Origin of the sequence: Algoriphagus marinus (genome assembly GCF_001936475.1) — a bacterium.
GTDB classification, from domain to species: Bacteria; Bacteroidota; Bacteroidia; order Cytophagales; family Cyclobacteriaceae; genus Algoriphagus; species Algoriphagus marinus.
This window is the reverse complement of sequence record NZ_MSPQ01000014.1, coordinates 118,616-145,279: the sequence shown is the minus strand read 5'-3', so window position 1 is coordinate 145,279 and position 26,664 is coordinate 118,616. Positions and strand designations below refer to the sequence as shown.

General features: G+C 38.1%; 24 protein-coding genes. 13 read left to right on the top strand and 11 right to left on the bottom strand.

Annotated features, from left to right (window positions below; all coding sequences use genetic code 11):
- Nucleotides 1–44: 44 nt before the first annotated feature.
- The 3 genes from ccoG to BVC88_RS18755 are packed head-to-tail and all read left to right on the top strand — an operon-like array spanning nt 45 to nt 2,594.
- Nucleotides 45–1,457 (top strand): cytochrome c oxidase accessory protein CcoG, encoded by a 1,413-nt coding sequence (ccoG, locus tag BVC88_RS18765; protein WP_075352277.1) that lies wholly within the window; start codon nt 45–47, stop codon nt 1,455–1,457.
- A gap of 6 nt (nt 1,458–1,463) precedes the next feature.
- Nucleotides 1,464–1,889, top strand: coding sequence for a FixH family protein (locus BVC88_RS18760; protein ID WP_075352261.1), 426 nt, complete (start codon nt 1,464–1,466; stop codon nt 1,887–1,889).
- Nucleotides 1,890–2,594, top strand: a complete 705-nt coding sequence (locus tag BVC88_RS18755; RefSeq protein ID WP_075352260.1) for a sulfite exporter TauE/SafE family protein — start codon at nt 1,890–1,892, stop codon at nt 2,592–2,594. It abuts the gene before it with no gap.
- Here the strand turns inward: BVC88_RS18755 and hemN are convergent.
- On the bottom strand, nt 2,591–3,949 hold the full coding sequence (hemN, locus tag BVC88_RS18750) for an oxygen-independent coproporphyrinogen III oxidase (protein ID WP_075352259.1): 1,359 nt from the start codon (nt 3,947–3,949) through the stop codon (nt 2,591–2,593). The two genes, BVC88_RS18755 and hemN, sit on opposite strands and share 4 nt — an antisense overlap.
- Before the next feature lie 169 nt (nt 3,950–4,118).
- On the opposite strand from hemN, the gene BVC88_RS18745 reads away from it, so the two are divergent.
- Nucleotides 4,119–5,225, top strand: a complete 1,107-nt coding sequence (locus BVC88_RS18745; RefSeq protein ID WP_075352258.1) for an alkane 1-monooxygenase — start codon at nt 4,119–4,121, stop codon at nt 5,223–5,225.
- Here the strand turns inward: BVC88_RS18745 and BVC88_RS18740 are convergent.
- From BVC88_RS18740 to BVC88_RS18730, 3 genes are read right to left on the bottom strand one after another with little or no spacing between them, the layout of a single operon-like run.
- Nucleotides 5,203–6,246 carry a vWA domain-containing protein gene (locus BVC88_RS18740; RefSeq protein ID WP_075352257.1) on the bottom strand — a complete coding sequence of 348 codons (1,044 nt, stop codon included), beginning with the start codon at nt 6,244–6,246 and terminating at the stop codon, nt 5,203–5,205. The two genes, BVC88_RS18745 and BVC88_RS18740, sit on opposite strands and share 23 nt — an antisense overlap.
- Nucleotides 6,227–7,123 (bottom strand): hypothetical protein, encoded by an 897-nt coding sequence (locus BVC88_RS18735; protein ID WP_075352256.1) that lies wholly within the window; start codon nt 7,121–7,123, stop codon nt 6,227–6,229. The genes BVC88_RS18740 and BVC88_RS18735 overlap by 20 nt, the downstream gene beginning before the upstream one ends.
- Nucleotides 7,116–7,994: a DUF58 domain-containing protein gene (locus BVC88_RS18730; protein ID WP_075352255.1), complete on the bottom strand. Its 879-nt coding sequence runs from the start codon at nt 7,992–7,994 to the stop codon at nt 7,116–7,118. The genes BVC88_RS18735 and BVC88_RS18730 overlap by 8 nt, the downstream gene beginning before the upstream one ends.
- A 106-nt stretch (nt 7,995–8,100) precedes the next feature.
- On the opposite strand from BVC88_RS18730, the gene BVC88_RS18725 reads away from it, so the two are divergent.
- Nucleotides 8,101–8,457 (top strand): DUF4296 domain-containing protein, encoded by a 357-nt coding sequence (locus tag BVC88_RS18725; RefSeq protein WP_075352254.1) that lies wholly within the window; start codon nt 8,101–8,103, stop codon nt 8,455–8,457.
- Nucleotides 8,457–10,844, top strand: a complete 2,388-nt coding sequence (locus BVC88_RS18720) for an endonuclease MutS2 (protein WP_075352253.1) — start codon at nt 8,457–8,459, stop codon at nt 10,842–10,844. The genes BVC88_RS18725 and BVC88_RS18720 overlap by 1 nt, the downstream gene beginning before the upstream one ends.
- Before the next feature lie 44 nt (nt 10,845–10,888).
- On the opposite strand, the gene BVC88_RS18715 is transcribed toward BVC88_RS18720, so the two are convergent.
- The 6 genes from BVC88_RS18715 to BVC88_RS18690 are packed head-to-tail and all read right to left on the bottom strand — an operon-like array spanning nt 10,889 to nt 16,544.
- The gene (locus tag BVC88_RS18715; RefSeq protein WP_075352252.1) at nt 10,889–11,377 is read right to left on the bottom strand and encodes a hypothetical protein; all 489 of its coding nucleotides are present in this window, start codon (nt 11,375–11,377) and stop codon (nt 10,889–10,891) included.
- Between the two features lie 59 nt (nt 11,378–11,436).
- Nucleotides 11,437–12,057, bottom strand: coding sequence for an ABC transporter ATP-binding protein (locus BVC88_RS18710; protein ID WP_075352251.1), 621 nt, complete (start codon nt 12,055–12,057; stop codon nt 11,437–11,439).
- A 3-nt stretch (nt 12,058–12,060) separates the two neighbouring features.
- Nucleotides 12,061–12,840 (bottom strand): acyl-ACP--UDP-N-acetylglucosamine O-acyltransferase, encoded by a 780-nt coding sequence (gene lpxA / locus BVC88_RS18705; RefSeq protein WP_075352250.1) that lies wholly within the window; start codon nt 12,838–12,840, stop codon nt 12,061–12,063.
- Nucleotides 12,837–14,231: a bifunctional UDP-3-O-[3-hydroxymyristoyl] N-acetylglucosamine deacetylase/3-hydroxyacyl-ACP dehydratase gene (locus BVC88_RS18700; RefSeq protein WP_075352249.1), complete on the bottom strand. Its 1,395-nt coding sequence runs from the start codon at nt 14,229–14,231 to the stop codon at nt 12,837–12,839. Before BVC88_RS18700 ends, lpxA begins: the two co-directional genes overlap by 4 nt.
- A gap of 39 nt (nt 14,232–14,270) precedes the next feature.
- Nucleotides 14,271–15,293 (bottom strand): UDP-3-O-(3-hydroxymyristoyl)glucosamine N-acyltransferase, encoded by a 1,023-nt coding sequence (gene lpxD / locus BVC88_RS18695; RefSeq protein ID WP_075352248.1) that lies wholly within the window; start codon nt 15,291–15,293, stop codon nt 14,271–14,273.
- A gap of 18 nt (nt 15,294–15,311) precedes the next feature.
- Complete coding sequence (locus BVC88_RS18690) at nt 15,312–16,544, bottom strand: HD domain-containing protein (RefSeq protein WP_075352247.1); 1,233 nt, start codon at nt 16,542–16,544, stop codon at nt 15,312–15,314.
- A gap of 60 nt (nt 16,545–16,604) precedes the next feature.
- On the opposite strand from BVC88_RS18690, the gene porX reads away from it, so the two are divergent.
- The 3 genes from porX to BVC88_RS18675 are packed head-to-tail and all read left to right on the top strand — an operon-like array spanning nt 16,605 to nt 19,803.
- Entirely contained in the window at nt 16,605–18,161 is a 1,557-nt protein-coding gene (gene porX, locus BVC88_RS18685; protein WP_075352246.1) for a T9SS response regulator signal transducer PorX, read from the top strand.
- Between the two features lie 9 nt (nt 18,162–18,170).
- Complete coding sequence (gene tsaE, locus BVC88_RS18680) at nt 18,171–18,602, top strand: tRNA (adenosine(37)-N6)-threonylcarbamoyltransferase complex ATPase subunit type 1 TsaE (protein WP_245803685.1); 432 nt, start codon at nt 18,171–18,173, stop codon at nt 18,600–18,602.
- Nucleotides 18,592–19,803 (top strand): alanine dehydrogenase, encoded by a 1,212-nt coding sequence (locus tag BVC88_RS18675; RefSeq protein WP_075352245.1) that lies wholly within the window; start codon nt 18,592–18,594, stop codon nt 19,801–19,803. Before tsaE ends, BVC88_RS18675 begins: the two co-directional genes overlap by 11 nt.
- A gap of 3 nt (nt 19,804–19,806) precedes the next feature.
- On the opposite strand, the gene BVC88_RS18670 is transcribed toward BVC88_RS18675, so the two are convergent.
- The gene (locus tag BVC88_RS18670) at nt 19,807–20,280 is read right to left on the bottom strand and encodes a response regulator (protein ID WP_075352244.1); all 474 of its coding nucleotides are present in this window, start codon (nt 20,278–20,280) and stop codon (nt 19,807–19,809) included.
- Between the two features lie 174 nt (nt 20,281–20,454).
- On the opposite strand from BVC88_RS18670, the gene BVC88_RS18660 reads away from it, so the two are divergent.
- From BVC88_RS18660 to BVC88_RS18645, 4 genes are read left to right on the top strand one after another with little or no spacing between them, the layout of a single operon-like run.
- Nucleotides 20,455–22,755, top strand: a complete 2,301-nt coding sequence (locus tag BVC88_RS18660; RefSeq protein ID WP_075352242.1) for an Rv1355c family protein — start codon at nt 20,455–20,457, stop codon at nt 22,753–22,755.
- Between the two features lies 1 nt (nt 22,756).
- Nucleotides 22,757–23,461: a hypothetical protein gene (locus tag BVC88_RS18655; protein WP_075352241.1), complete on the top strand. Its 705-nt coding sequence runs from the start codon at nt 22,757–22,759 to the stop codon at nt 23,459–23,461.
- A gap of 1 nt (nt 23,462) precedes the next feature.
- Nucleotides 23,463–25,580: a sensor histidine kinase gene (locus BVC88_RS18650; RefSeq protein ID WP_075352240.1), complete on the top strand. Its 2,118-nt coding sequence runs from the start codon at nt 23,463–23,465 to the stop codon at nt 25,578–25,580.
- Nucleotides 25,570–26,655 (top strand): hybrid sensor histidine kinase/response regulator, encoded by a 1,086-nt coding sequence (locus BVC88_RS18645; RefSeq protein ID WP_075352239.1) that lies wholly within the window; start codon nt 25,570–25,572, stop codon nt 26,653–26,655. Before BVC88_RS18650 ends, BVC88_RS18645 begins: the two co-directional genes overlap by 11 nt.
- Nucleotides 26,656–26,664 lie beyond the last annotated feature (9 nt).

The window sequence follows — 26,664 nt, the reverse complement described above, 5'->3', positions numbered from 1 at the left end:
GGTTTCATCCTCCAGTGGTAAAACTTGGCTATAAAGCCGATATCATGGCAAAAAAGAATCCTCATTTAAATCCAGAGACTTTTAGAGACGCACTCGCTACGGTCCAAGAAGACGGAAAGCGGAACTGGGTCTATCCTAAAAAAGTATCCGGAATATTCTACAAGTATAGATCCTATCTTTCTTGGGTATTACTGGCCATACTTTTTGCAGGTCCTTTCATCCAGATGAATGGAAGGCCGTACATGTTGTTCAATATTTTTGAGCGGAGGTTTATCATTTTTGGAGCAGCTTTTTGGCCTCAGGATACTTATTTATTGATTTTCCTGTTGCTGATTTTCTTTGTTTTCGTTATTCTATTTACGGTAGTTTTTGGAAGGATTTTCTGCGGATGGTTTTGTCCCCAGACGCTTTTCATGGAGATGGTATTTCGTAAGATCGAATACCTTATCGAAGGAGATGCCAATCAACAGCGACAGTTAAATGAAGGGCCGTGGACAGCGGAGAAGTTTACCAAAAAAGGGATTAAGCTTACGGTTTTTGCCGTTATAGCTCTCTTGATAGGACATTTGGTTATGGCTTATTTGGTAGGAGTGGAGCAAGTGAAAGAGATTGTATCACAACCTCCTTCGGCTAATATGGCTGGATTTATCGGTCTGATAGCCTTCTCTGGAATTTTCATGTTTGTATTTTCTTGGTTCCGTGAACAAGCTTGTTTGGTGGTTTGTCCTTACGGAAGGCTTCAGGGTGTTTTGCTTGATAATAACTCGATCAACGTCATGTATGATTATGTACGGGGGGAACCAAGATCTCCAATTCGTAAAAATCAGGCTGCATTAGAACCAAAAGGAGATTGTATCGAATGTAGTCTTTGCGTCCAAGTTTGTCCTACAGGAATTGATATTCGGAATGGGATCCAAATGGAATGTGTGAATTGTACCGCTTGTATAGATGCCTGTGATGAAGTCATGGTCAAAGTGGATCGTCCCAAAGGATTGATTCGGTATGCATCAGAAAATAGCATTAAGCAGGGTTTTCAGAAATTGATTACCGGAAGAGTCAAAGGTTATATAGTGGTTCTTTGTATTTTGATTGCAGCGTTTGTGACTTTGATCGCTACTCGTGATGACATCAAAGCTACAATTACCCGCTTTCCCGGAATGACTTACCAAGAAAGGGAAGATGGAAAAGTGACTAACCTTTATCAAATCACTCTGATCAATAAGACCTTTGAAAGTCAAAAAGTAGAATTGAAATCCTTGGTGGATGGTATAGAAGTGGAATTGCTAGGGAATCAGGAATTGATTCTGGATGCTCAATCCAAATTCGAGGGCAGATTTTTCCTAGTGAGGAATCAAGACGAAGTCAAAGTGAATCAGGAAAAAGTAAAGCTCTCGGTGATTTACCAGGGTGAGGAATTAGATAAAATAGAGACAAATTTTACAGCACCAATAAACTAGAAGGTTATGGATTGGGGAAAAGGAATTTTATTGAGCATCATTGGTTTTGTGGTTTTGATCATGACAATGGTAGTCATATCTGTCCGAATGGATGGGATCGAATTAGTCACTGAAAACTATTACGAGGCAGAGATCAACTATCAAGATCGAATCGACGAAGAGTCCTCTGCGCTAAGATTAGACAGGACGGTCATCACTTATAGTACTACTGGTAAAAATTTGGTGCTAGATCTTCCAACTGGAACAACTGGGAAACTGCAGCTTTTTAGACCCTCAGATTCCAAATTGGATCGTGAGATTCTAGTAGATGTGATCGGATCCGGAAGTACTTCTGTAGCTTTGGGTGATTTGAAGCCAGGCTATTGGAAGATTCAATTGAGTTGGACTGAGGAGGGGAAAAATTATTACGAAGAGAAGAAAATAACAATTTAAATGCTTTGGACTGCTTTTCTATTAGGGTTCTTGGGTTCATTCCACTGTGTAGGAATGTGCGGCCCTATTGCCTTAGCCGTAGCGGGAGGAAAAGGGAAGTCCTATGCGTCAAATAAAATTTTGTACAATTTAGGTAGAAGTGTTACCTATGCAATTCTTGGTTTAGTTGTAGGGAGTTTGGGCTTTTCGATGTCCCTGGCAGGTATTCAGCAAAGCTTTTCTATTCTTATGGGTTTGATGATTCTGATCCTTGCAATAAGCTACAAAAGCAACTCAAACTATTCTAATATTCCAGGTATATCAAAGTTGGTGGTTAGCCTAAAAATGTACCTTGGTAAATTCCTGAAAGCAGGAGGAAAAGCTGGGTATTTTGCCACCGGTCTGGCTAATGGACTGCTGCCGTGTGGGATGGTTTACATGGCTTTAGTAGCAGCAATGGCACTTCAGGACCCTTTATTAGGTGCAACATATATGTTCTTTTTTGGAATTGGGACTATCCCACTTTTGGCAGCCTTGATGTGGTCAGGAAACTTGATCCCAGTGTCCTATCGCCAAAGCTTCCAGCGAACGATCCCTTATTTAGGGGTGCTCATTGGAGTTCTATTTATTTTTAGAGGATTAGGGCTTGGATTGCATGGATTCAGTCCAGATATCCAGGTTTTTAATTATGGAGCCGAGCAAATTGAAATCACAATGTGTCGTTAAATTACTTTGCTAAATCGAACTGATTTTTCTTGATTTTCAATAAGTCTCAAGTCGATTTGCATGCAAATATTTCGGACTAGCGCAATTCCTTGATCAGTCACCTTAATCCTGTTTCCAGACATTTTTAGCAAACCGTCACTTTCCATTTCTTTCAAGTTCCAAAGGTTTTGATCAGGAAGTTTTTCCCAAAGGAAAATAGGAAATACCGTTTCATGCCTGCAGATCAAGTCAAGAATGCAATTTTTCACTTCTAAATCCACTTCGGTCAATTGATGCCCTTTGGTGATTGCCCATTCATCATTTTTTATTGATTCCTGATAAGTGCTTATATTTTTTTCATTTTGGGCATAGCCCAAATGAATATCACTGATACTGCTTGCCCCTAATCCAATTAGCATTTTCGCAGGCAATGTAGTGTAGCCCATGAAATTCCGATGAAGCTTACCAGTTAATTTGGCTTGATTTAAAGGGTCATTTGGTTTTGCAAAATGATCCATCCCGATATCAACATACCCTAAGTTTAGCAAAATTATTTTCCCAAACTCATATAAAGCTCTTTTTTCATCCTGATTTGGGAGATAGCTTTCAAAACTTTTCTGCGCTGGAAAAGCAGATGGTAAATGGGCATAACTATAAAATGCGATCCGATCGGGATTCAATTTTGCCACCTGCTCAAAAGTAGCTTTCATGGTTTCTATAGTTTGATGTGGCAAGCCATAAATCAAATCGAAATTGACGGAGCTATACCCATGTTTTTGGGCATTTTCTGTTGCTTCTCGTACCTTTTCCACGGGTTGGATACGATGAATAGCTTGCTGGACTTGTAGATCAAAATCCTGAATCCCGTAACTTACTCGATCAAATCCCAAACTAGCCAATGCCTCCAAATGGGATTCGGTTGTATTGTTAGGATGACCTTCAAAGCTGAATTCAGCATTTGAAAGTATTTCTGAACTTGAGATTATAGCATTAAGAAGAGCATGCAGAGCTTCTGGGGAGAAAAAAGTTGGAGTTCCTCCTCCAAGGTGAATTCCTGCAAGTTTTGGTTTTTTACCAAAAAGAAGCAAGTATTTATTCCATTCCAAAAGGACAGCTTCGATGTAGCTTTCTTCAACCGAATGATTTTTGGTGATCCGCTTGGTGCAGCCACAGTAGGTGCAGAGACTTTCGCAAAACGGCAGATGAATGTAAAGCGATATCCCTTCTTCAGCCCCAAAATCTCTAAATGCCAATTGAACCAAATCCTCCCAATTTTTTGAGTTCAATGAATTTTCCCAAAGTGGGACAGTGGGATAAGAGGTGTACCTTGGCGCTGGAATATTATATTTTTCGATGAGGAGTGAGGAAATCGACATATGTTTTTTCTTTTCCCAAAATTCTAGATTTATAAGGGTTACGCTATTGATACAAACCAGTCGAAAACCTGAGATATATCAGTTTTGGTTTCCCGGAAATTTGAATAGTGCTTTAGTTTTTTGATTTAAAATTCTAACTTAACCTGACTTACCCATAATCAAAATAACCATGTCTGGCCTAAAAAAAATCGGATTCTTTAGTGCGCTGATTTTACCTGTTTTGTTAATCCTTGGCGTTTATTTAGGTGGCGCTAATTTGTTTTTGATTCATTGCTTTGTTTTCATTTTCGTGCCAATTATGGATTTTTTGATTAGTACTGATCGAGAAAATGTACCGAAGGAGGCAGTCAGTAAAGTCACCCAAGAGAAATTCTATAAGTTAGTTACCTTCTTTTGGGTATATGTACAATTTGGCGTATTGATTTGGGGATTTTATATCGTCAGTGTAAGTCATTTTTCGTGGTGGGAATTTCTTGCCTTTGCCAGCGGGATGGCACTGATTACCGGAGGAATTGGAATCACCGTGGCTCATGAGTTGGGGCATAAAAGTGATTGGCAGGAGCAGCTATATTCGAAAATGCTTTTGATGACGGTTTCGTATATGCACTTTTTTATCGAGCATAATCGAGGGCATCACGTTCGAGTAGCTACCCCAGATGATCCAGCTACCAGTAGATTTGGAGAGAGTTTTTATTCTTTTTGGTACCGATCCGTTTTTAATGGGTATCAAAGTGCCTGGGATTTGGAACGGGAAAGGCTTTCTAAAAAAGGAATCCCGTTTTGGTCCGTTCAAAATCAGATGATCCAATTTATTCTACTTCCTTTCCTATTTGTAGGTTTGGCCTTTGGTATCTCCTCGGTAGTGATGGGTCGACTTGTTTGGGAAGTACCTTTGTTCTTTTTTATTCAAAGTGTTTTAGGTTTTTCACTTTTGGAATTAGTAAACTATCTGGAGCATTATGGCATGGAGCGCAAGAAATTGGAATCTGGGAATTATGAGCGTGTAACCCCCATTCACTCTTGGAATGCAAGTCATGTTGTGAGTAATTTCTTGCTTTTCCAACTCCAGCGGCACTCCGATCATCATGCTAATGCACACAAGCGATATCAAGTGTTGAATCACTACGACGAAAGTCCACAACTTCCGGCGGGATATTCCGCCATGATAATTGTTGCACTTTTCCCACCTCTTTGGTTCGCTATTATGAATCCAAGATTAAATGAATGGAAGGAAAAAACTTTCGATAAATCTTCTAGTCCAGCAGGAAGTTATTAAGGAAGCTACTTTTCAGGAGAAGCCATGCGAAGAATAGAAGCATGCCCCAAAACATGTAAATTCGATAATAGTCGGATGTTTCTTTATAGCGATTTTCTTGGATCTCCGTTTTTTCCAAGTTATCGATCTGTTCAAAAATACTTGCTAAGGTACCACCATCACCAGCACGGAAAAATTCCCCATTTCCGATTTTTGCAATTTCACGAAGGGTAGTTTCATCGAGATAACTTTCTACCATCTGTGGTCTGCCGAAAAAGTCAGTACCGTAAGGAACCATACCGTCTTTACCTACCGCAATTGTGTATATTTTGATATCTAAAGCTGATGCTAATTGCGCAGCAAAAAGTGGATCCACATTTCCAGCATTACTCTCGCCATCACTGAGTAGTATCATAACTTTAGAAGCAGATTCTGAGTCCTTCATTCGATTTGTGCCTGACGCCAAGGCTGAGCCTATAGCAGTTCCTTTGGCTTCCATCATGCTGAAATTGATTTCTGAAATTAGATCTGTTAGGAGCTTATAGTCGTTGGTAAGTGGTGCCAGGGAATAAGCTTCTCCAGCAAAGACAACCATCCCGATCCGATCTCCAAATCTGCCATTAATAAAATCAACAGCTGTTGCCTTTGAAGCTTCTAATCTGTTGGGAGTGAAATCCTGCAAATCCATAGATTCGGATATATCCATCACCAACATGATATCGATTCCTTCAGTAAACTGCTCTACTTTCTCATTGCTCCGTTGGGGCCTTGCCAATGCAATGACCATCATGATCAGAAATAGGAAAAAGAATAAAGTAGGAATTAACCTCAGGTAAGTCCAAGGATTATTTTTCGCAGCATTCTTAGGAAGTGAAAGTTCAAGTACTGGGTTCTTAAGGAACTTCACAAACTTCCTGATCAGCATAAATGCTGGAATTATCCATATTAAATTCAAGAAAAGCGGATTTTGCCACTCATAAGATTGGAAGGTCTCCGGCAAAAACCAAGACCAGCTAAAGAACTCAGACAGTTGCTCTCTCATGCTTGTTTCTGCTTATTTTTCTTTCAAATTTTTCTTTGGCTACCTGAAGCAAGTAGTTTGTGGCTTCTTCACTTTGAGCCGAGACCCCAGCGTATATAATCATATCGATCGCTCGAAGAGATTTGAAGATTTCGGGGTCTTCTAATTGGAGCCCTATTTCGCTTGAGGTCCATTCTTTCACTGGTAAATTAGTGATACTTTCTATATAGCCTTTCCACAAACCGATCACTTCATCTGCTAATTCTATCGTGGGTTTTTGACTGAGCTCAGAAGTTTGAATTTTCCATTTCTTCTCAAATTTCTTCCAACGTCTTTTTTCAGATAGATCTCCAAAATATGCTTTCAATCGCTTGTTGAAAAGGAAATAGAAAACTAGTAAAAGCAATAGTATGCCTCCAATCAAAATCCCGGTTATGATCCAATTGAGTTCTTTTTCCAGCGGTTGATAGATATTGTTTTCCTGAAATACCAATTTCTCAGGAATGCTGTCTAAAGTTAGATTTAGTATTAGCTCTGCCTCAAGGGGGAAATGTGTAATACTATCATATCTGGAAAACTCATACACGGGAAGCGTTACAAAAACACTTGGATCTAATGAGAAATTGGATAGATAATAAATGGCACTATCCTGAGTGACTCCTTCTTTGGTATTGGAAAGAAACGTCTGCTTTTCCAACAGGACAAGCGGTGAAAAGTCATAGCTTGAATCCGGGAAAATGAGCTGTGAGGATTCCGGGTAGGTTGCTTTCAATACATACCCCACACGCTCACCAAGCTTTGCAGAGTCTTGCATGAAATATCCATCTACTGTTACCTGCTGAGCCGGCACAATAATTGGAAATATAGAAAATAGAAGGAATAAGAGCCTCTTAGCCACGTTTCATACTTTTATTTCTATACTTAAATAACTCAATAAGGGGAGCCACGATGTCCTGAGTGGTGTCGATAGTAAGGTAATTGATCTGATTCTTTTTGCAAATATCTTTAAGATTTGCTCTTTCAGTAGTAAATGTATCTGCTATTTTCTTTGAAAAGCTTCCAAATGCGGTATTCACCCATGTTGTTTTGCCTCGTTCTTTATCATAAACTGGAATAATCCCTAAAGAAGGCAATATAGATTCTCTGGGGTCAGTAAGTTGGATCGCGACTAAATCGTGTCTTTCGGCAAGAGCTCTGAAAGGACGCTCATAGCCCGAATCAATGAAATCTGAAATCACGACTACGACTGCACGTTTTTTAATCAAATTAAGAGCAAAGGTAAATAGCCCATTCAGATCAGTTTTTAGAGATTTATTTTCATGCTCAAAGATACCTTTGATCATTTTCACTCCCTGTTTTCCGCCTTTTGCTGGCAGAATCAATTTTTCTTTTTCGTCAGAGTAGCTGATTAATCCTACTTGACTTCCCTCAAAAACTGCCGCAAGCGTCAAGACCCCAGCGATTATTTTTCCTTGATCGATTTTTCGATTTCCCTCTTGGCCTATATCCTGACTTGCACTGATATCCAATAAAAAGAATACGGATTGCTCTTTATCCTCCCGAAATGTTTTTACAAATGTACCATGTCCCTTTGCAGAAACTTTCCATTCGATAGTTCGTACATCATCTCCGTACTGATAAGGGCGCAAGTCGTCAAACTCCAAACCAGAACCTTTGAAAAGAGACTGATATTCTCCCTGAAGGTGGTTATTGGCCACTTTCCGGATCATAATTTCGTATTTTCTAAGCTTGCTGAATAGATTGGTCATTCCAAGAATTTTGTATGGACTAAGTTATGGTACTAAGCTGAATTATAAAATCTGAGTTACACAAAGGGCGAAGAGAATTTCCGTTAAAAAAACCTAATTTTGAGTTGTGAATAGATTCTTGTTATTAAGTTTTTTCTTCCTCGGTCTTCTGAGTTGCGATTCAGAAAAACTTCCAGAGGGTATTTTGCCAGAGGAAAAAATGGTGGAGGTCCTTATAGACATTCAATTGACCGAAGGTATCGCAGGGGCTATGCCCATTTCTTATGATTCCTCCCAAGTGCTATATCGTTTACTAGAAAGAGAAGTTTTTTTGAAACATGAAGTTCAAGATTCTGTTTTCACACAAAGTATGGTTTATTACCTTCAGTATCCGGACAAGATGGATGCAATCTATGCGAGGGTGGTAGATTCATTAAGTTTGAAGCAAGCCTCTGAAAATGTGGTGGATGAACCCGGAAACTAATGTTATACCCTTCGAATCTCGAGCAAAAAATCAATTTTTTTAAAATTAAGGAAATCCTTAAATCCGAATGCACTTCGCCATTGGGAATGGATTATGTTGATAAGGTTTCCTTCTCTTCGGATTATAATTTGGTTACCAGATTATTAGATCAAACAGAGGAATTTCGTCAGATTTTGGTCTCTGGAGAGGCTTTTCCTTCTTCTAATTTCACGAATCTGTATCCTTATCTGGAAAAAGCAAAACTCGAAAATTCTTTTTTGGATGCGGCTGATTTTCATGAAATGAAGCTTTCGCTGCAGACTTTGAGAACCTGTATTTCTTTTTTTCAAAAAAACGAATCCTTATATCCCGTTTTGTCTCAGCTTCTTGGGCTTTTGATAGAACTAGACTTGGGCTTATTAAAAGCCATTGATGCTATCATAGATGAGAAAGGCCATGTAAAAAGTAATGCGAGTCGCGAACTTCAGTTAATTCGTGGACAGATTCTTTATGAGGAAGGTCGTTTGCGTAAAGTAATGGACCGGATATTTAAGGAAGCACGTGCGAAAGGCCTGACAGCCGAGGATGCTCAAATAACAGTAAGATCAGGAAGATTGGTCATCCCTGTGGCGGCTGAAAACAAGCGAAAACTTCGAGGCTTTATTCATGATGAATCAGCAACAGGGCAGACTGTATTTATGGAGCCTGAGGAAGCGTTGGATATCAACAATGAAATCCGGGATCTGGAATACATGGAGCGCAGAGAGATCGTAAAAATCCTCACGCAACTCACCGATCGAGTAAGACCTGCAATTCCTGCATTAAGAAAAGCCACTAATTTTTTGGGATTGATGGATTTTATTCGGGCAAAAGCAAAATTTGCTCAAAAAACTGATAGCTGTAAACCTGAAATAGTTAAAGAGCGCCAACTAATTTGGAAGCAGGCCAGACATCCACTGTTAGAAATGGCTTTGAAATCTCAGGGAAAGAAAATCGTCCCTTTGAATGTCAACTTGAGTGGCCATGAGCGGCTTTTGGTCATTTCCGGTCCAAATGCAGGAGGTAAGTCGGTAACTTTGAAAACAGTAGCTCTGCTCCAGTACATGCTTCAATGTGGATTATTGATTCCGGTCGAGCCAAATTCTAAAAGTTCTCTTTTTGACAATTTCTTCATTGACATAGGAGACGAACAAAACCTTGAGAATGATCTGAGTACTTACAGTTCGCATCTGATGAGCATGAAACACTTTTCGCAGTTTGCAAACAGAAAGACGATCTTGTTTATCGATGAATTTGGGACGGGAACTGAGCCTCAATTTGGGGGAGCTATTGCTGAATCCATTCTATTAGCGCTTAATAAGCTAGGGGCGTATGGAGTTATTACAACCCACTATGGAAATCTCAAACAAGTTGCAAGCAAAAATCAGGGTTTGGTCAATGGAGCCATGCGCTATGATGTCGATAAGTTGGAACCGATGTATCAATTAGAAATCGGGAAGCCAGGTTCATCATTCGCATTGGAGATTGCATCTAAAATTGGGATTTCGAAAGAGATTCTGAATTATGCCAAGAGTCAAATCGGTGAAGAGAGAGTTAGATATGATCGATTGTTGACGCAGTTGGAGAACGAGAAAAATCAATACTCGGGTTTACTTTCTGAAGTTAAAGAGAAAGATAAACTACTTAAAACCAGGATTCAAGAGTATAATGAGCTGAAAGAAACCCTCGAACAAACCAAGAAAAAATACCTGCAGGAAGCCAAAGAAGAAGCTAAAACTTTACTTGACCAGACTAATAAAAAAATCGAAGCTACGATTCGTCAGATAAAAGAAGGGAAAGCAGAGAAAGAATCAACCAAGCAAATTCGCAAGGAGTTGGAAGAGTTTAAGGAAAAGGTAAAACCGGAAAAAGTAAAGCTTAAAACTCCAGCGGTGGTTGTTTTGGAAGGGGAAATTAAGGTTGGAGATTGGGTCCGATTAAAGGATAATGGTGCTATCGCGGAGGTACTTCAATTGAAAGCTAAAGAGGCTGAAATCTCAATTGGAGAGCTTAAATCCAATGTCAAACTTTCAAGATTGGAGCGGATTTCCCAAGGCGAAGTCAAAAAGGAAAAGAAATCAATTGCTAATCGAGGCAATTTCAACACCAATGAAAAGATGATGGACTTCTCCATGAATTTAGACCTGCGAGGGAAAAGGGGAGAGGAGATCTTGTCTTTGATTCAGACTTTTATTGATGAAGGTTATATGCTTGGTGTCAAAGATCTTCGAATCGTCCACGGCAAAGGAAACGGAATTCTTCGTGATCTTACCCGAAATTTTCTGAAGGATATGAGTCAAGTCAGGCATATGGAAGACGAGCATGCCGATCGGGGTGGAGCAGGAGTTACATTGGTAACTTTAAAATAAAAAAGGGAGCGATTAGCTCCCTTTTTTATTCTGTATGACCAGAATTATTTTTTCAAAAGATTGAATGTGTAGTTTCCGGCTACTGCAAAGACACCATTGATTCTAGCTCCTGGAGCAGGAATTGTAAAAGTGAGCCTCAAGTTATCTCCTGTTCTGGTGAAAGAAATTTCTCGACTTGCTGCCGGTTTAGTTCCAGAAAGAATGAATTTGTCAAAATTTGTTCCAGCAAAGGACCAAGATCCAGAATTATCAAAAAGGTCGTTATTATTCCTGGAGGTATAAGTTTTTGTGGATCCTGAGTTTAAAATCAATTCAAAATTGGTGTATAAATCTGTGACTGTAGTTCCATCTCGCTGAACAGATCCTCCTCCACTGATGCCCCAATTCAAAGTACCTGTTCCTGTCAATGCCTCTGTAGCTAATTGCTCAGCAGTCTTTGGAGGAGTAGGATCTGGGTCATCGCCACCACCACATGCCTGCGCAATTGTAAGAACCGCAGCAACTAACATTAGTCTGATTAATTTCAAATTCATATTTCTTCTGTTTTATCGCCGTAAAATTAAAGATATCGATTAAAGTTCAAAGTGTCTATTCACTTATAATCTTCTAAAACGATTTTTTGTTGGCAGAACTCATATTCTCTTGGTTCATTTGAGCAAACAACCATGATCCTATCCGATCCAAAGTCACCAATCATTTTTTGATACCATAAGATTCCATTACGATCAAGATTAGAGGTAGGTTCATCCAATAGGACAAGTTGTACATCAGATAACAATGCTAATCCAAGTTTTAATCGCTGCTTCATTCCTGAGGAAAACTGACTGATAGTCTTTTGAGCATGTTCTTTCAGATAAATCACATCAAGAATTTCATGTTTGGAAATTCCTTGGAGTGGTTTTTTAAATTTGAAATGAAAGTCCAGTAATTCAGAAAGAGTAAATTCTTCAGGTAATTCTAAATAAGGGGCAGCAATACTCAATAGTGTGAACCACTCTGACTCCGGTACCGATACCTGATCATTTTGGTAATTGATTTTCCCAGATGAAAGTGGAATAGCTCCACTTAAGCACTTCAATAAAGTTGACTTGCCTGAACCATTGCTCCCGGTGATTGCAAGAGAGGAGCCGGAAGATAAAGAGAGTGTTAGATTTCTGAAAATCCATTCATATTGGAAGCGTTTTGAAGCTTCTTCAAATTGGATTTTTAGCATTTTTTAATTGATATAACCCTTCATCACCCCACGCTCTGAAGATCGAATGAAATTAAGAATCTCATCTCTTTCCTTGGTAGCTGGAAGATTTACCTCAATCTCCTCAAGCGCCTTGCTATTATTCATACTATTCAAGAATAGGTAGCGATATACTTCCTGAATATGAGAAATAGATTCGCTTGAAAATCCTCTTCTTCTGAGTCCTAGAGAATTCACCCCTGCATAGGAAAGTGGCTCTCGAGCAGCTTTAGTAAATGGTGGAACATCTTTTCTTACCAAAGATCCACCGGATATCATGGAGTGCATTCCAATTTTTACAAATTGATGAATAGCACTAGATCCACCAACAATTGCCCAATCATCAATAGCAACATGTCCTGCTATCTGTACGGCATTGGCTATAATTACATTGCTACCAATGACACAATCATGTGCTACGTGAACATATGCCATTAGCAAACAATTACTTCCAATAACTGTAGTTTGCTTATCCACTGTACCTCGGCTAATGGTAACACACTCACGGATAGTGGTATTGTCTCCAATCATGACAGTCGAATCCTCGCCTTGAAACTTTAGATCCTGCGGAATACCGGCGATAACAGCACCCGGGAAAATTTTCACGTTCTTACCGATTCTTGCTCCAGGGTATATGGTGACATTTGAACCAATCCAAGAGTTATCTCCGATTTCTACATTCTCATGTATCATCGTAAATGGATCTATATGGATGTTCTCACCCAATTGGGCATTTGGATCAATGTATGCTAATGGACTAATCATGCTTCTTTACGGGTTATGCTTGCAGTCATCACAGCTTCGCAAACTAGCGTATTTCCAACATAGGCCTCACCTCGCATCTTGGCGATCCCTCTACGGATAGGAGCTAAAAGTTCGCATTTGAAAATCAAGGTATCTCCAGGAAGTACCATTTTTCTAAATTTACAGTTTTCGATTCCCAGGAAATATGTCCAGTAATTTTCCGGATCATCCACAGTACTCAACACCAAAATCCCTCCTGTTTGAGCCATTGCTTCCACTTGTAATACACCCGGCATCACCGGGTTAGATGGGAAATGACCCATAAAAAAGGGTTCGTTTATCGTGACATTCTTTACACCTGCTACCACAGTATCATCCAAATAAATAATCTTGTCTAGCAATTGGAAAGGATAACGATGTGGGAGAATATTGCTGATCTGATTAATGTCCATTACTGGCGGCAATTTCGGATCATAATAAGGTATGTGAGATGAAGAAGATTTCTCCATTGCACGTTTTAGTTTTTTTGCAAAAGCCACATTCGCAGCATGGCCTGGTCTTGCAGCAAGGATTTGAGCTTTTAATGGTCTTCCAACCAAAGCCAAATCACCTACTACATCAAGTAATTTATGTCTTGCAGGTTCATTTCTGTATCGAAGATCCACATTATTGAGGATTCCTTCTTTTTTAACTTCCACTTTCTGCTTATTGAACATTTTTGCCAGATGGACCAACTCTTTTTCTTCCACCACTCGATCTACGACTACTATGGCATTGTTCAAGTCTCCACCTTTAATCAGGTTGGAATTGTATAGCATCTCTAATTCATGGAGGAAACAAAATGTCCTACAGGAAGCAATCTCTGATTTGAACTGACCTATATCTGTGATAGATGCATGTTGACTTCCCAAGACAGGTGAATTGTAATCTACCATTACAGTGACCCTGTAATTATCTGTAGGAAGAGCCACCATTTCTACTTCCCGAGCAGCGTCTTTGTATTGAATACTCTCTTGAACTTCAAAAAATCTCCGAAGTGCATTTTGCTCTTCAAAGCCTGCCTCTTCCAAAACTTCAATAAATTGGATGGAAGAACCATCCATAATTGGTGGCTCAGGCCCATCTAGCTGTATGAGTACGTTGTCTACTTCCATACCAACTAATGCCGCAAGGACATGCTCGACAGTATAGACTCTGGCACCGTTTTGCTCTAAAGTTGTACCTCTGGAGACATCTACCACTAGATCGCAATCTGCATCTACTGTAGGCCTTCCTTCAAGGTCAACTCGTTGAAACTTAATACCGTGATTAGGTGGTGCTGGGACGAAAGTCATGTTTGAAATTACCCCAGTGTGTAGACCCACTCCTGATAATTCGACTTGCTTTCGTATAGTATGTTGTTTTACTTTCATCTGATTGTTAAAGCGTTCAGCTTGGCAAAGGGTGCAAATTTACTGCTTTTTTTCCAGTTCTTTCAATCGCTTCTCCAAGCCTTCCAGATTTTTAAAAATTGAATAAGACTTTAAAAAGTTTTTTAGATCAAGACCTATGTATCCAAATATTTTCTGATTTGGTTTTGCGATTGATCTACTGATGCCTGTATTTGCTCCTATGGTAGTATTGTCTGCGATTTTTATATGGCCAACGATTCCAGCTTTTCCTGCGATTATGCAGTTTTTACCAATTTCAGTAGATCCTGATATTCCTGCCTGCGATGCTATAACTGTATTCTCTCCAATAATTACATTATGAGCGATTTGTACTTGGTTGTCAATTTTTACTCCCTTGCGGATTATCGTAGACCCCATAGTCGCACAATCAATAGTTGAATTAGCTCCCACACTGACCTGATCTTCAAGGATTACATTCCCAATCTGCGGAATTGCCTTATAAGTCCCATCTGGCTGTGGCGCAAAGCCAAAGCCATCTGATCCAATCACTGCCCCGGGATGGATTTCACAGTTTTCACCTATTACAGAATCGGCGCAAATTCTTGCTCCTGAATGAATTATTGTATTTGCTCCAAGTTTGACCCGATCACCTATAAATGCATGTGGATAGATTTTTACATTAGTACCTATTTGGCAATCTTTTCCGATATAAGAAAAAGCACCCCGGTAAATTTGAGAACCAGTATTACTCGTTGGGTCCATATAAGAAGGCTCTTCTATGCCTTCTTTTCCCGATTTGATCATCATCGAATATGCCTCAAGGAGCATGGTGAAGCCATTGTAAGCATCCTTGACTCGGATTATATTTGTTTTGAGGGGCTTTTTTGCCAGAAAGTCTTCAGACACGATCACAGCTGTCGCTTCAGTTTCATAAATGAAAGGGGTATATTTTTCATTTGACAAAAAACTTATTCCTCCCGGTTTGCCTTCCTGGATTTTGTCTAATCTAAATACCTTTTGATTTTCATCACCTTCCACTTTTCCATGAAGAATGGTGGCTATCTGTGCAAGTGAAAACTCCATATTTTCCTCTTAATTCATTTAATAGTTTAAATTTACGCTTTTGGCTTTACAAACGTAATGTTTCTCTACGATTTTGCTCATTACTTTGATGTTTGGTAAATCTGCCGCTTGAGCGACATCTATTACCTTTCCTTTTTTCGTCAGGATATTAATTCGCTCCTTTGCCAAATAACCGTAGTTACTTACAGTCCCATAAGAAAAGAAAAAGTCAATGTCCTCGGAAGGAATTTCGAGCTTCTCGATTGTCTTTTCTTGCATCTGATTGATTTCTTCTGCAGAAAAAGGTTCGTTGGAGAAGTTGATTTTAAAAAGGTTTCGCGTGAGAAACATTCTCGAAATATTCCGCAGAACATAATCCGGATGGTTTTTCCAAAGCTTAATTGCTCCCCAAATATCAAAGTCATCCAATTCTAAAAACATTGGAAGAAGCGAATCATTTGCTTTAAAATCATCCAGCTTTAACTCATGCAACAAGAAGAAATCAAACTCTTCTGTTAGGACGAATTTAGTCCCGGATTGGCGGAGCATTTTTGCTCTGTTGATCAAATTGATCAGCATTTTCTCTGCACTAACTGTTGTTTTGTGAAGGTATACCTGCCAATACATGAGTCTACGGGCACTCAGGAAATTTTCGATAGAGTAAATCCCTTTCTCCTCAATGACGACCTGGTCATTTTTCACATCCATCATTTTGATGATCCGGTCTGCGCCGATGGTGCCTTCTGATACCCCGGTAAAGAAGCAATCCCGCTGAAGGTAATCCAATCTGTCAATGTCTAATTGGCTGGATACTAATTGATGAAAAAATTTCCTTTCGTACTGATTCTTAAATATTCTTAAAGTAAGAGCTAATTTACCTCCTAGTTCTCGATTCAGGAGTTCAATACCTAGAAGGGAAAGCTCTTCATGGTGAACTCCTTTAAGTAGGCTATATTCTAGAGCATGGGAAAATGGGCCGTGACCAATATCGTGCAATAGAATAGCAATAAGTGATGCTTCGTATTCCTCTTCAGAGATTTCTGTGCCTTTTATGCGTAGATTGTCAAGTGTAATACTCATCAAGTGCATTGCACCGATAGCATGATGAAAGCGAGTATGAAGCGCTCCCGGATAGACGAAATCAGTCAGTCCAAGCTGCTTTATCCTTCGAAGCCTTTGGAAATAAGGATGGTCAATAATGGTAAAAATCAACTCACTCGGGATGGTGATAAATCCGTAAACAGGGTCGTTTAGTATTTTCTGGCTTTTCAATTAGGCCTCTTTTGTTTCACTCAAAAGTAATTATAATTTTAAAAAGAAACAGGAACTGATATGTCTCAAAAATTTACAATTCTCTGGGCGGACGATGAAATTGATCTGCTTAAACCCCATATTCTTTTTCTAGAACAACGGGGATACGAGATCACTACAGTCAACTCAGGCGTAGATGCAATAGAAGAAGTTGAAAATAAAAATTTTGATGTCATTTTCCTTGATGAAATGATGCCTGGGATGACCGGTTTGGAGACATTGCAGCAGATCAAACTTTTGAAACCTCAAATACCTGTGGTAATGATTACCAAAAGTGAAGAGGAACATATCATGGATGATGCAATCGGTGGTAAAATAGCTGATTATTTGATCAAGCCAATCAATCCAAGTCAGATCCTGCTTTCCGTAAAAAAATTGTTGCAAAACAAGCAACTCATTGATGAGCGTACTACTCAAAGTTATCAGCAGGATTTCATGAATTTAAGCATGGCTTTTGGTGATGCAGAAGATCATCAAGACTGGGCGGATATCTATCGAAAACTCACTTACTGGGAAATGGAGATTGATAATACTGAAAATAAAAGTATGCTTCAGGTCTTGGAATCTCAAAAAATCGAAGCGAATGCTAATTTTTCAAAATTCATAAAGGAAAACTATCTAAGCTGGATGGAGGAAAGAAATCAGGAAAAACCTATTCTTTCTCCTCAGGTGATGAAAAAGAAGGTCTTCCCACACCTTAAAGAAAAAAAGCCTTTGTTTTTTATTGTGATAGACAATTTCAGGTTGGATCAGTGGGAGGACATAGAGTCCTTAATCACACCTTACTTTAATCTAAAAGAAAAAGACACTTATTATAGTATTCTTCCTACTACCACCGCATTTGCTAGAAATGCTTTGTTTAGCGGGATGATGCCTCTTGATATGGCTAGATTCTATCCAAACTTCTGGGAAGATGAAGATTCGGATGAGGGAAAAAACAACTTCGAGGAAGATTGGATTAGAGTTAATCTGGAGAAAAACAGATTACCAATTAAGTTTTCTTACAATAAAATCATTCAGTCTTATCAGGGTAAAGCAGTTTTGGAACAGTTTCATACTTTTCTTCAAAATGACTTAAATGTCCTTGTTTATAATTTTGTAGATATGGTGTCTCATGCGAGGACAGATATGAAAATGATTCGGGAGCTCGCACCTGATGAGTCTGCCTATCGATCTCTTACTACTAGCTGGTTTGAACACTCTTCACTTTTTGAATTGATCAAAAAAATCCATGCTGCTGGAGCAGAGGTAATTATAACCACTGACCATGGTACAAAGCGTGTGAATAAACCCTATCGAATTGTCGGAGACAAAAATGTGACTACAAATTTAAGGTATAAGCAAGGTAAAAATCTAAATTTTGAAGCTGGAAAAGTTTTTGAAATCCGCAAGCCAGAGGAAGCAAAACTCCCCAAATTGAATGTCTCGTCTAGTTATGTTTTTGCAGTGGAGGATTACTTTTTTGCATACCCCAATAATTACAATTATTATGTGAACTTCTATAAGGACACTTTCCAGCATGGTGGTGTATCTTTGGAGGAGATGATTGTGCCGATTGTGCACCTTACGCCAAAATAATTAACAGAAGTGATTCACTATTCTTATTCGCTGCAAGAGATTGAAACTGCAGCTAAAATGATTGTTTCTGAAGCTCATGATGAGAAAATCTGGATTTTCCAGGGAGAAATGGGGGCTGGAAAAACAACTTTAATCAAAGCTTTAGCTAATGTTTTTGGAATTCAGGATCAGGTAAGCAGTCCTACATTTGGGATTGTCAATCACTATGAAAATGAGGCCTCCCAATCCTTTTACCATTTTGACTTTTATCGAATAGAAGATCCTATGGAAGCATTGGATATTGGAATAGAAGAGTATTTTTATAGTGGAAATTATTGTTGGTTAGAATGGGCAGAGCAAATTGCCCGATTTCTACCTGATCAATTTTTCCTGATTAGAATCACATCTGATTCAGACGAAAAACGAACCCTTAACCTACAACATATCAATAATGCCAGCTGAAACCACCCCTCTTGCCGCGGTAGGAATCATCCCAAAGGAATCACCAGCGAAAGTTCATAAGAATGAGCATCAATTGACTGTTGGCCTTCCTAAAGAAATATCAAATCAAGAGAAGCGAGTTGCAATTACTCCAGAGTCTGTAGGACTCTTGACCAATAATGGGATACAAGTGGTAGTAGAATCTGGGGTGGGTACCAGTGCAAAATTTTCTGACCAGGATTATTCAGATGCAGGTGCAAAAGTTTCCTATTCCAGAAAAGAGGTTTTTGCAGCTCAAGTAGTTTTGAAAGTTGATCCTCCCTCTTTAGAAGAGATTGGTTTTATGACCCAAGGAAGCTGTCTGATTTCTGCACTTCAACTTGGACGTCAAAACAAAGAGTTCATTGAAGCCTTGAATGAGAAAAAAATCACTGCTACAGCTTTTGAGTACTTGGAAGATAAGGTAGGGGGGATGCCTGTGGTACGTGCCATGTCAGAAATAGCCGGAAGTACAGTTATGCTTATCGCATCTGAATATCTTTCCAGTGTAAATGATGGCAAAGGGCTTATTATGGGTGGTGTGACAGGGGTGCCGCCGACGCAAGTAGTGATTATTGGCTCGGGAACTGTGGCCGAATATGCTGCTCGTACAGCATTGGGTTTAGGGGCTTCGATAAAAGTTTTTGATAACCATATCTATAAACTCAGAAGATTAAAACAGCTGCTAGGTCAGCAGATCTATACTTCGACTATTGATAATTTCAGTTTAAATCAAGCGCTTTCAGAAGCAGATGTAGTCATTGGTGCTTTGCGTGAAGAAAAGGGTAGAAATAAGATCGTCGTAAGTGAAGAGATGGTCGCCAATATGATGCACGGCAGTATAATCATTGACGTTTCTATTGATCAAGGTGGCTGTATCGAAACATCTAGAATGACGACACATGAAAACCCTGTTTATTCAGTTTATGATATTATTCACTATTGTGTTCCGAATATCGCTTCCAGGGTAGCTCGAACAGCATCCTATTCTTTAAGTAATATTTTTACACCAATAATTCTTCAAATGGCCGATCTCAGAGGGGCCGAAGAAATGATTTTTAATTACAAATGGTTTCTCAGAGGGGTTTATACGTACAGAGGAAGTCTAACCAATGCCCATCTTGGAAGGAAATTTGGATTAAATCACAAAGAACTTCAATTGCTGCTGGCGGCTAGATACTAAGAATTAGGAGAGGAGATTTTGCCGAAGCAGAAATTCTAACTGCTCGTTAGCTTTGATCAATGCTTGAGTTAATCGCTCATTCTCGCGTCTAAGCGTATATACTTCGAAAGCATTTTTGATAACAGTCCTTAAGTAATCCTCTTCCCAAGGCTTAGTCAGGTAATGATACACTTGACCTTTGTTGATTGCGTCAATAACAGCTTGAATATCAGTATATCCTGTCAGTAAAACCCTGATCGGATCAGGGTAAATCGGAATGATGGATTCTAAGAATTCTACTCCAGTTTCTTCTGGCATTCTTTGATCAGTAATAATCAAATCGATCTCTTCATCCTTCAATATCTGTCTTGCCTCGCTGGCTCCTATAGCCAAAAAAATCTTATAATCGCGTCTAAAAGTAGCTTTAAATGCTTGAAGATTATTTTCTTCGTCATCAACGTACAGGATTTTTATTTTTTCTTCAGGTTTGGATTCCATCTGACAAATTTCGCGGAAGTATATAAATAGTGTTCTAAAATTAGAGTTTTTTTCAAGTAAAAACCAAGATTTAAAGATGTCTTTTTAACTTCTTCTTTTTTTAAAAATATTTTTGGTGAAAAAATAAAAATTGCAAGGCTTTTAATTTGATTTATAGTTGAAAAAATTAACTTTATGTCAAATATCACCCGATTACCTTCTTTGCAAATGTTTGAAAAATCAGAAGTTGATTATGAAGATCAATCTTATCCGTCGATTTATAAGTTGAATTGTCAAGAAGATATTGATGAAATTGAAAAATTAAAAACCAATTCCTTTGTCCAGTTTATCGATAAACTTGATCATCAAGTTTTTGAGCTTTTAAAAGCTCGAAATGCTGGTAATTCGCTTTCCGATAAGGAGATTTGGGATATGGTTCCTGCTTTTTTTCAAGAAAATCCAAGATCAAATTTTGGCAATTGGATCTATTACCCCTGGAAAGCAAAAGTTGTACGGTTACTCCCGGAAGAGGATTTTATTTTTGTAAGGACACAGCGAAATAATTATAAAATCACGCCATTTGAACAAAAGGAACTTTCCAAGAAAAAAATCGGAATAATAGGACTTTCTGTTGGACAAAGTATAGCCTTAACTATTGCTTTGGAGCGAAGCTGTGGTGAACTTCGATTGGCAGATTTTGATACTCTTGAATTAAGTAATCTAAATAGGATCAAAGCTGGCATACTTGATTTTGGTATTGAAAAAGTAATAATTGCTGCTCGGGAAATATCAGAAATTGATCCATATCTAAAGCTTACCCTTTATCGCGAAGGCATATCAAATTCAAATATTGATGATTTCCTTACTAAAGACGGTAAGCTTGATTTATTGATAGATGAATGTGATAGTCTTGACATCAAAATTCTTGCAAGGGAGCAGGCAAAAAGCTTTAGAATTCCAGTTTTGATGGAAACATCAGATCGAGGAATGCTAGATGTGGAGCGATTTGACTTGGAGCCAGATCGACCACTGCTCCATGGTGCGATGGGAGATATACAGCATGAGGACCTTAAAAATCTGACTCAAAATCAAAAAGTAAGTATTGGTTTGAAAATTACTGGTTCGTCCACGATTTCCAGCCGAATGAAAGCGTCTTTACTTGAAATCAATCAAACTATTTCTTCTTGGCCTCAATTGGCTTCAGCCGTATATCTTGGTGGCGCTACGGTAGCCCATGTTGGGAGAAAATTACTTTTAAATGAAAATGTCGAATCAGGGAGGTATTATGTAGATTTGGATGATATAATTAAAATTAACGGTAAAAAAGAAGAAAAAGAGGAAGGTTCGGAGCCTCTTCCAAAATCTTATTTTTTAGATCTTCTACCATCTGATGAGCTTGAATCGGCATTAAAAATTTCCTCTCAAGAAATTGAGAAATTCGTATCTCTGGCAAATTTGGCTCCTTCAGGCGGAAATTGTCAGCCTTGGATTTGGATTCTTGACCAAAAGGGGGTTTTACATTTGCTTCACGATAAAAGACGTAGTTTCTCCTTATTAGATTATAAAGGGACAGGTTCTTTAATCGCCTTTGGTGCAGCTCTGGAAAATCTTAGACTAGCAACTGCTTCAGAAGGAATTGCCATTAGGGTGGTAAATCGGATTAAATCTTTCGATGAGGAGTTAATTGCTTCTGTAATTTTCGAGTCAAAATCGGAAAAATCACTAGAAGTGCCATTTAACAACTTAGCTACTGGAATCCAGCTCCGTACCACAAATCGCAGAAACGAAGATCGGGTAGAAATAGAAAGTGAAAAATTAATTGAATATGAGGATATAGCAAGGAATAGTGGTGCTATCGTAGAGTCAATTTCAAGTTTGGAAGATCTAAAATCTTTGAACGAAGTAATTGGTGGGATGGATCGTATCAGATTATTTCATTCTCAGGGTTACAAAGATTTTGTTAGCGAAGTTAGATGGTCTGAGCAAGAAGCAATCGATACCAAAGACGGCATAGACATAGCTACGCTCGAACTTTCTAAAACAGATCAAATGGTGATGGGTTTGATTAGAGATCCGGGGACAATGGAGCTTTTTAGAAAATTTGATTTAGGGAAAGGATTAGCTAAAATTTCGGATAAAACATTACTTTCGGCCTCTGCGGTGATGATGATACAAGCAAAAGAGTTTAGCCCTGAAGCTTATTTGAATTCTGGAGCTACCTTGCAAAGAATTTGGATTAAAGCCAATCAAGATGGATTTAGCTTTCAACCTATTTCTGCTTCTTTATTTATTTTTCATCGGGTAAACCAAGAGAAGAATAATGGTTATTCAGAATCAGAATTGATGGCAATCCAAACTCTCAAGAAGAAATTAAATACTTTGTTCAATAAAGAATTGAAGAATCAAGAGATATTTATGTTTCGCTTTAATGTGGCTTCTGGGCCAAGTATAAAGGCATATCGGAGAGACATTTCGGAAAATCTATTTATACTTTAGGATGTTTACTTTCAAAGCATTTAGAGCAATTGATGAGCCTGAACTTTGCGATATGTTTATCACAGGTCATTCCAATGTGTTAAAGGAATACGGAGTAACTAAAGTCACTTCTTCTAACAATGAGTGGAAAAGTAATCCTTATGTATTTGTAGTTACAGTTCAAGAGGATTCATCAGGAGATGTAGTTTCTGGAGTTAGAGTTCATATTGCCCACGAAGATTATCCCTTACCCCTTCAAGGCGCAATTGCCCAAGTTGACCTTGGGATAAATGAATTAGTGAAAGAATACAGAGATTTAGGTGGAACTGGAGAAATTGGAGGACTATGGAACAGCAGATCAATTTCAGGTTATGGAATTGGGGCACTCTTTCTATCAAGAACTTCCCTAGTCATTGCTGATCAATTGGACGTGCCAACGCTATTAGCATTGTGCGCTGAATATACGCTTAAACCAACCCTTCAAAAAGGATTTCAAATTGAAGAGAAAATAGGTAACAAAGGAACATTTTTTTACCCAAAATTAGATTTGGTTGCCACACTTGCGGTTTTAAAAGATGTAAAAGGATTGCCTTTAGCTCTTGATGAAGAAAGAGAATATATTATGAGTCTTAGAAATGACTTAAATTGTATTCGAGAGGAAGAAACACCTAAAGGGAAAATAAAAATTAAATACGAATTAAAAATTAAAAATCCCAACTGGAGATAATATGTTGCTTACTTATTTTTCTTTAATTATTTCTTTTATTTTGCAAGTTAGTCCAATAGTTATAAATGATAGCTCCAGGGATTTAACAAAATATGAGTATTTAATAGTAGATGCAGATTCTAAATCAAATATATCTGATGTATTGAACTCAGACCAATTCTCACTTATTGAGAACAAATCAATTAATTTTGGTATCAATAATGATTTGGTTTGGTTAAAGTATGATGTAATTAATAATACAGATATTGAGTCGAAGTATTTGTTTATTAATAACCCTTCTCTTGACAGCTTAGATCTTTTTGTAGTTGAAAATGGTCAGGTGATCAATCATTATTTAGGAGGTAGGTTGCAAGACTTTGATTTAAAGCCGCTTAAGTCGAAATCTATAATTTTTAAAATTGATCTTCCAAAGGGGGATCCAGTTTCTTTGTATCTAAGAGTAAATAGCGTCAATAAGAAGATTATAACTTCAACAATAACAGACTTAGATCATGTTGAAGAGATTATTAATACTGAGAATATTTTATTTGGTATCTTTTCTGGAGTAATTATAGGTCTTTTCTTTTATAATTTGTTTTTATTCTTTTCTGTAAAGGATAAGCTATATTTAATATATGTTATCCATACTATGTTAGTATGGTTTGCTCAAAGTTCCATTTTAGGATTCACTCAAGAATTGATTTGGCCTGATTCAGTATGGCTTAATCTTAGATCAGGAGTTATTTTTTCCTCTCTAGTGAGTATGGTTGGGATTTGGTTTCTAAGAGTTTTTTTATTGACAAAACAATTTATTCCAAAAGTTGATAAGGGTTTTTATTTTATATACTTGGTATATGGATTTATTCTTTTAAATGCATTTTTCTTTTCAATCACAGTAAGCTATCAGACCTTACTCGTGACACAGTCTATCGTTGTAATCTTTGTTTTATATACTGCTTTGTTAATTCTCAAGAAAGGATATGGTCCTGCTAGATTTTATCTGCTGGCATGGTCTGTATTCATGATTGGGATATTCTTGTTTGTTTTGAGTGAGATGGGACTTATTCCTACTAATAATTTCACTGCTTACATTATGCCACTAGGTTCTGCATTAGAAGTTATCCTACTCTCTTTTGCCCTGGCTGATAAAATAAATATCCTTAAAAAAGAAAAAGAAGAAGAGCAGGCAGAGCGTTTACGTGTCTTAGGGGAAAATGAGAAGTTGATCAGAGAACAGAATATCGTATTGGAAGAAAAGGTTAAAATACGAACTGACGAATTGGAACTTGCCCTTCGTAACCTGCAGAATACTCAGAGTCAGTTAGTCAATCAGGAGAAAATGGCATCTCTCGGCCAATTGACTGCAGGTATCGCTCATGAAATTAATAATCCGATCAACTTTGTCAGTTCTAATATTACTCCGCTAAAACGCGATATTAAAGATATCATGGAGATTATTGAGTTTTATCGTACGAGAGGAGCACTTGAATTTACACCAGATACCAAGAAAGAAGCAAAACAACTTGAAGAAGACCTAGAGCTTGATTATGTTCTAGATGAGGTAGAGCAGCTCCTTAAGGGAATGGATGATGGTGCCAGAAGAACCGTTGAAATTGTGAAAGGGCTTCGTATTTTCTCTAGAGTAGATGAACAAGACGTCAAAAAAGTGGACCTTCATGATGGTATAAACAGTACCATAATTTTACTTAATTCCACCATGCCAAGTAAGATAAGGATTGAGAGAGAATTTGGTGAACTTCCAATGGTGGAGTGTCTTGCTGGAAAAATAAATCAGGTTTTCATGAATATTATCAATAATTCTGTTCACGCCCTTTCAGACCATATTGATTCCATAAAAGACCCTAAAATCACAATCCGCACTAAGGCAGCCGGTGACCATGTTAGAATAGAAATAGAAGATAACGGGCCAGGTATGCCAGAGCATGTTAAGAATAAAATATTTGAACCGTTCTTTACTACAAAAGCAGTTGGAAAAGGTACAGGTTTGGGTCTTTCAATAGTTTATTCTATAATTGAAAATCACAAGGGTACTCTGGATGTAGAAACGGAAGAAGGCCAGGGAACTACTTTTATAATTACCCTTCCGGTTTATCAAAGCACTCAGCGCTATGAACAATAAAATTCACGTCCTTTATATCGACGATGAGGATAACAACTTAAAGTCTTTTCGTGCGACACTGAGAAAAGATTTTAAAATTTTTACAGCTATCGACGCAGAAGAGGGATTAAGGATCGCTCAAGAGGAAGAAATTCATGTCTGTATTGCCGATCAACGAATGCCAGGAATGACTGGAACGGAGTTTTTTGAGCAAATGGTCAAAATCAATCCGGATCCTATTCGGATCCTGCTCACGGGCTATTCAGATATCGCAAGTGTCATCGACGCGATTAATAAAGGTGAAGTTTACCGATTTATCGATAAGCCTTGGAATATTGAACAAATCAAAAATTCCATTAAGAATGCCGCCGACATTTATTTTATGCGCAGTGAGCTAAAGGATAAAAATGAAAAACTGAAAAAACTTCATTCTGAGATGAATCAGTTTGTTTATAGCCTTTCCCATGAACTTAGGGGGCCACTTATGAGTATTTCTGGAGTTTCCAAGTTGGCAAAAATGGAAATTACCGAACCTCATGTTTTGGAGTATTTTGATATGATCGACTCAGCTACCTTGAAGTTGGATGATTTTATTTACAAGATGCTTGATTTTTATAGATCTACTAAAATTGATAACAAAGTCACCAAAATATTTTTTAAAGAGATTATTGATCAGCAATTAGAAGCTTATCGTACCAAGTTTGATTTATCACATTTTAAGATAAATATCCAAATCAATCAGGATCATAAATTTTTGTCCGATGATGCCAAGATTCGAGTGATTCTTAATAATTTATTTAGTAATTCGGTCCAATTTCAAAAACAGACTCCAGGTGAAAAATGGATTAATCTTACCATTGATGTGACAGAATCTGAGGCAGTTATTACCATTGAAGATAATGGTATTGGAATCGATGATAAGTATAAAACTGAGGTCTTCAGCCTATTTACCAGAGCTACTCAAAAAAATGTCGGTACTGGAATTGGCCTTTACATGGTCAAAGAGGCAGTGGAACAAATGGGTGGAAGGATCGAATTGGGGTCTGTTTTGGCTGAGGGTACTACAATAAAAGTTGTCTTGCCTTCAATAGTCTGATTATTTAAG

Coding starts and splice junctions, on each gene's coding strand:
- ccoG (WP_075352277.1), top strand. CDS start 45: ATGGCAAAAAAGAATCCTCATTTAAATCCAGAGACTTTTAGAGACGCA.
- BVC88_RS18760 (WP_075352261.1), top strand. CDS start 1,464: ATGGATTGGGGAAAAGGAATTTTATTGAGCATCATTGGTTTTGTGGTT.
- BVC88_RS18755 (WP_075352260.1), top strand. CDS start 1,890: ATGCTTTGGACTGCTTTTCTATTAGGGTTCTTGGGTTCATTCCACTGT.
- hemN (WP_075352259.1), bottom strand. CDS start 3,949: ATGTCGATTTCCTCACTCCTCATCGAAAAATATAATATTCCAGCGCCA.
- BVC88_RS18745 (WP_075352258.1), top strand. CDS start 4,119: ATGTCTGGCCTAAAAAAAATCGGATTCTTTAGTGCGCTGATTTTACCT.
- BVC88_RS18740 (WP_075352257.1), bottom strand. CDS start 6,246: ATGAGAGAGCAACTGTCTGAGTTCTTTAGCTGGTCTTGGTTTTTGCCG.
- BVC88_RS18730 (WP_075352255.1), bottom strand. CDS start 7,994: ATGACCAATCTATTCAGCAAGCTTAGAAAATACGAAATTATGATCCGG.
- BVC88_RS18720 (WP_075352253.1), top strand. CDS start 8,457: ATGTTATACCCTTCGAATCTCGAGCAAAAAATCAATTTTTTTAAAATT.
- BVC88_RS18715 (WP_075352252.1), bottom strand. CDS start 11,377: ATGAATTTGAAATTAATCAGACTAATGTTAGTTGCTGCGGTTCTTACA.
- BVC88_RS18710 (WP_075352251.1), bottom strand. CDS start 12,057: ATGCTAAAAATCCAATTTGAAGAAGCTTCAAAACGCTTCCAATATGAA.
- lpxA (WP_075352250.1), bottom strand. CDS start 12,840: ATGATTAGTCCATTAGCATACATTGATCCAAATGCCCAATTGGGTGAG.
- BVC88_RS18700 (WP_075352249.1), bottom strand. CDS start 14,231: ATGAAAGTAAAACAACATACTATACGAAAGCAAGTCGAATTATCAGGA.
- lpxD (WP_075352248.1), bottom strand. CDS start 15,293: ATGGAGTTTTCACTTGCACAGATAGCCACCATTCTTCATGGAAAAGTG.
- porX (WP_075352246.1), top strand. CDS start 16,605: ATGTCTCAAAAATTTACAATTCTCTGGGCGGACGATGAAATTGATCTG.
- BVC88_RS18675 (WP_075352245.1), top strand. CDS start 18,592: ATGCCAGCTGAAACCACCCCTCTTGCCGCGGTAGGAATCATCCCAAAG.
- BVC88_RS18670 (WP_075352244.1), bottom strand. CDS start 20,280: ATGGAATCCAAACCTGAAGAAAAAATAAAAATCCTGTACGTTGATGAC.
- BVC88_RS18660 (WP_075352242.1), top strand. CDS start 20,455: ATGTCAAATATCACCCGATTACCTTCTTTGCAAATGTTTGAAAAATCA.
- BVC88_RS18655 (WP_075352241.1), top strand. CDS start 22,757: ATGTTTACTTTCAAAGCATTTAGAGCAATTGATGAGCCTGAACTTTGC.
- BVC88_RS18650 (WP_075352240.1), top strand. CDS start 23,463: ATGTTGCTTACTTATTTTTCTTTAATTATTTCTTTTATTTTGCAAGTT.
- BVC88_RS18645 (WP_075352239.1), top strand. CDS start 25,570: ATGAACAATAAAATTCACGTCCTTTATATCGACGATGAGGATAACAAC.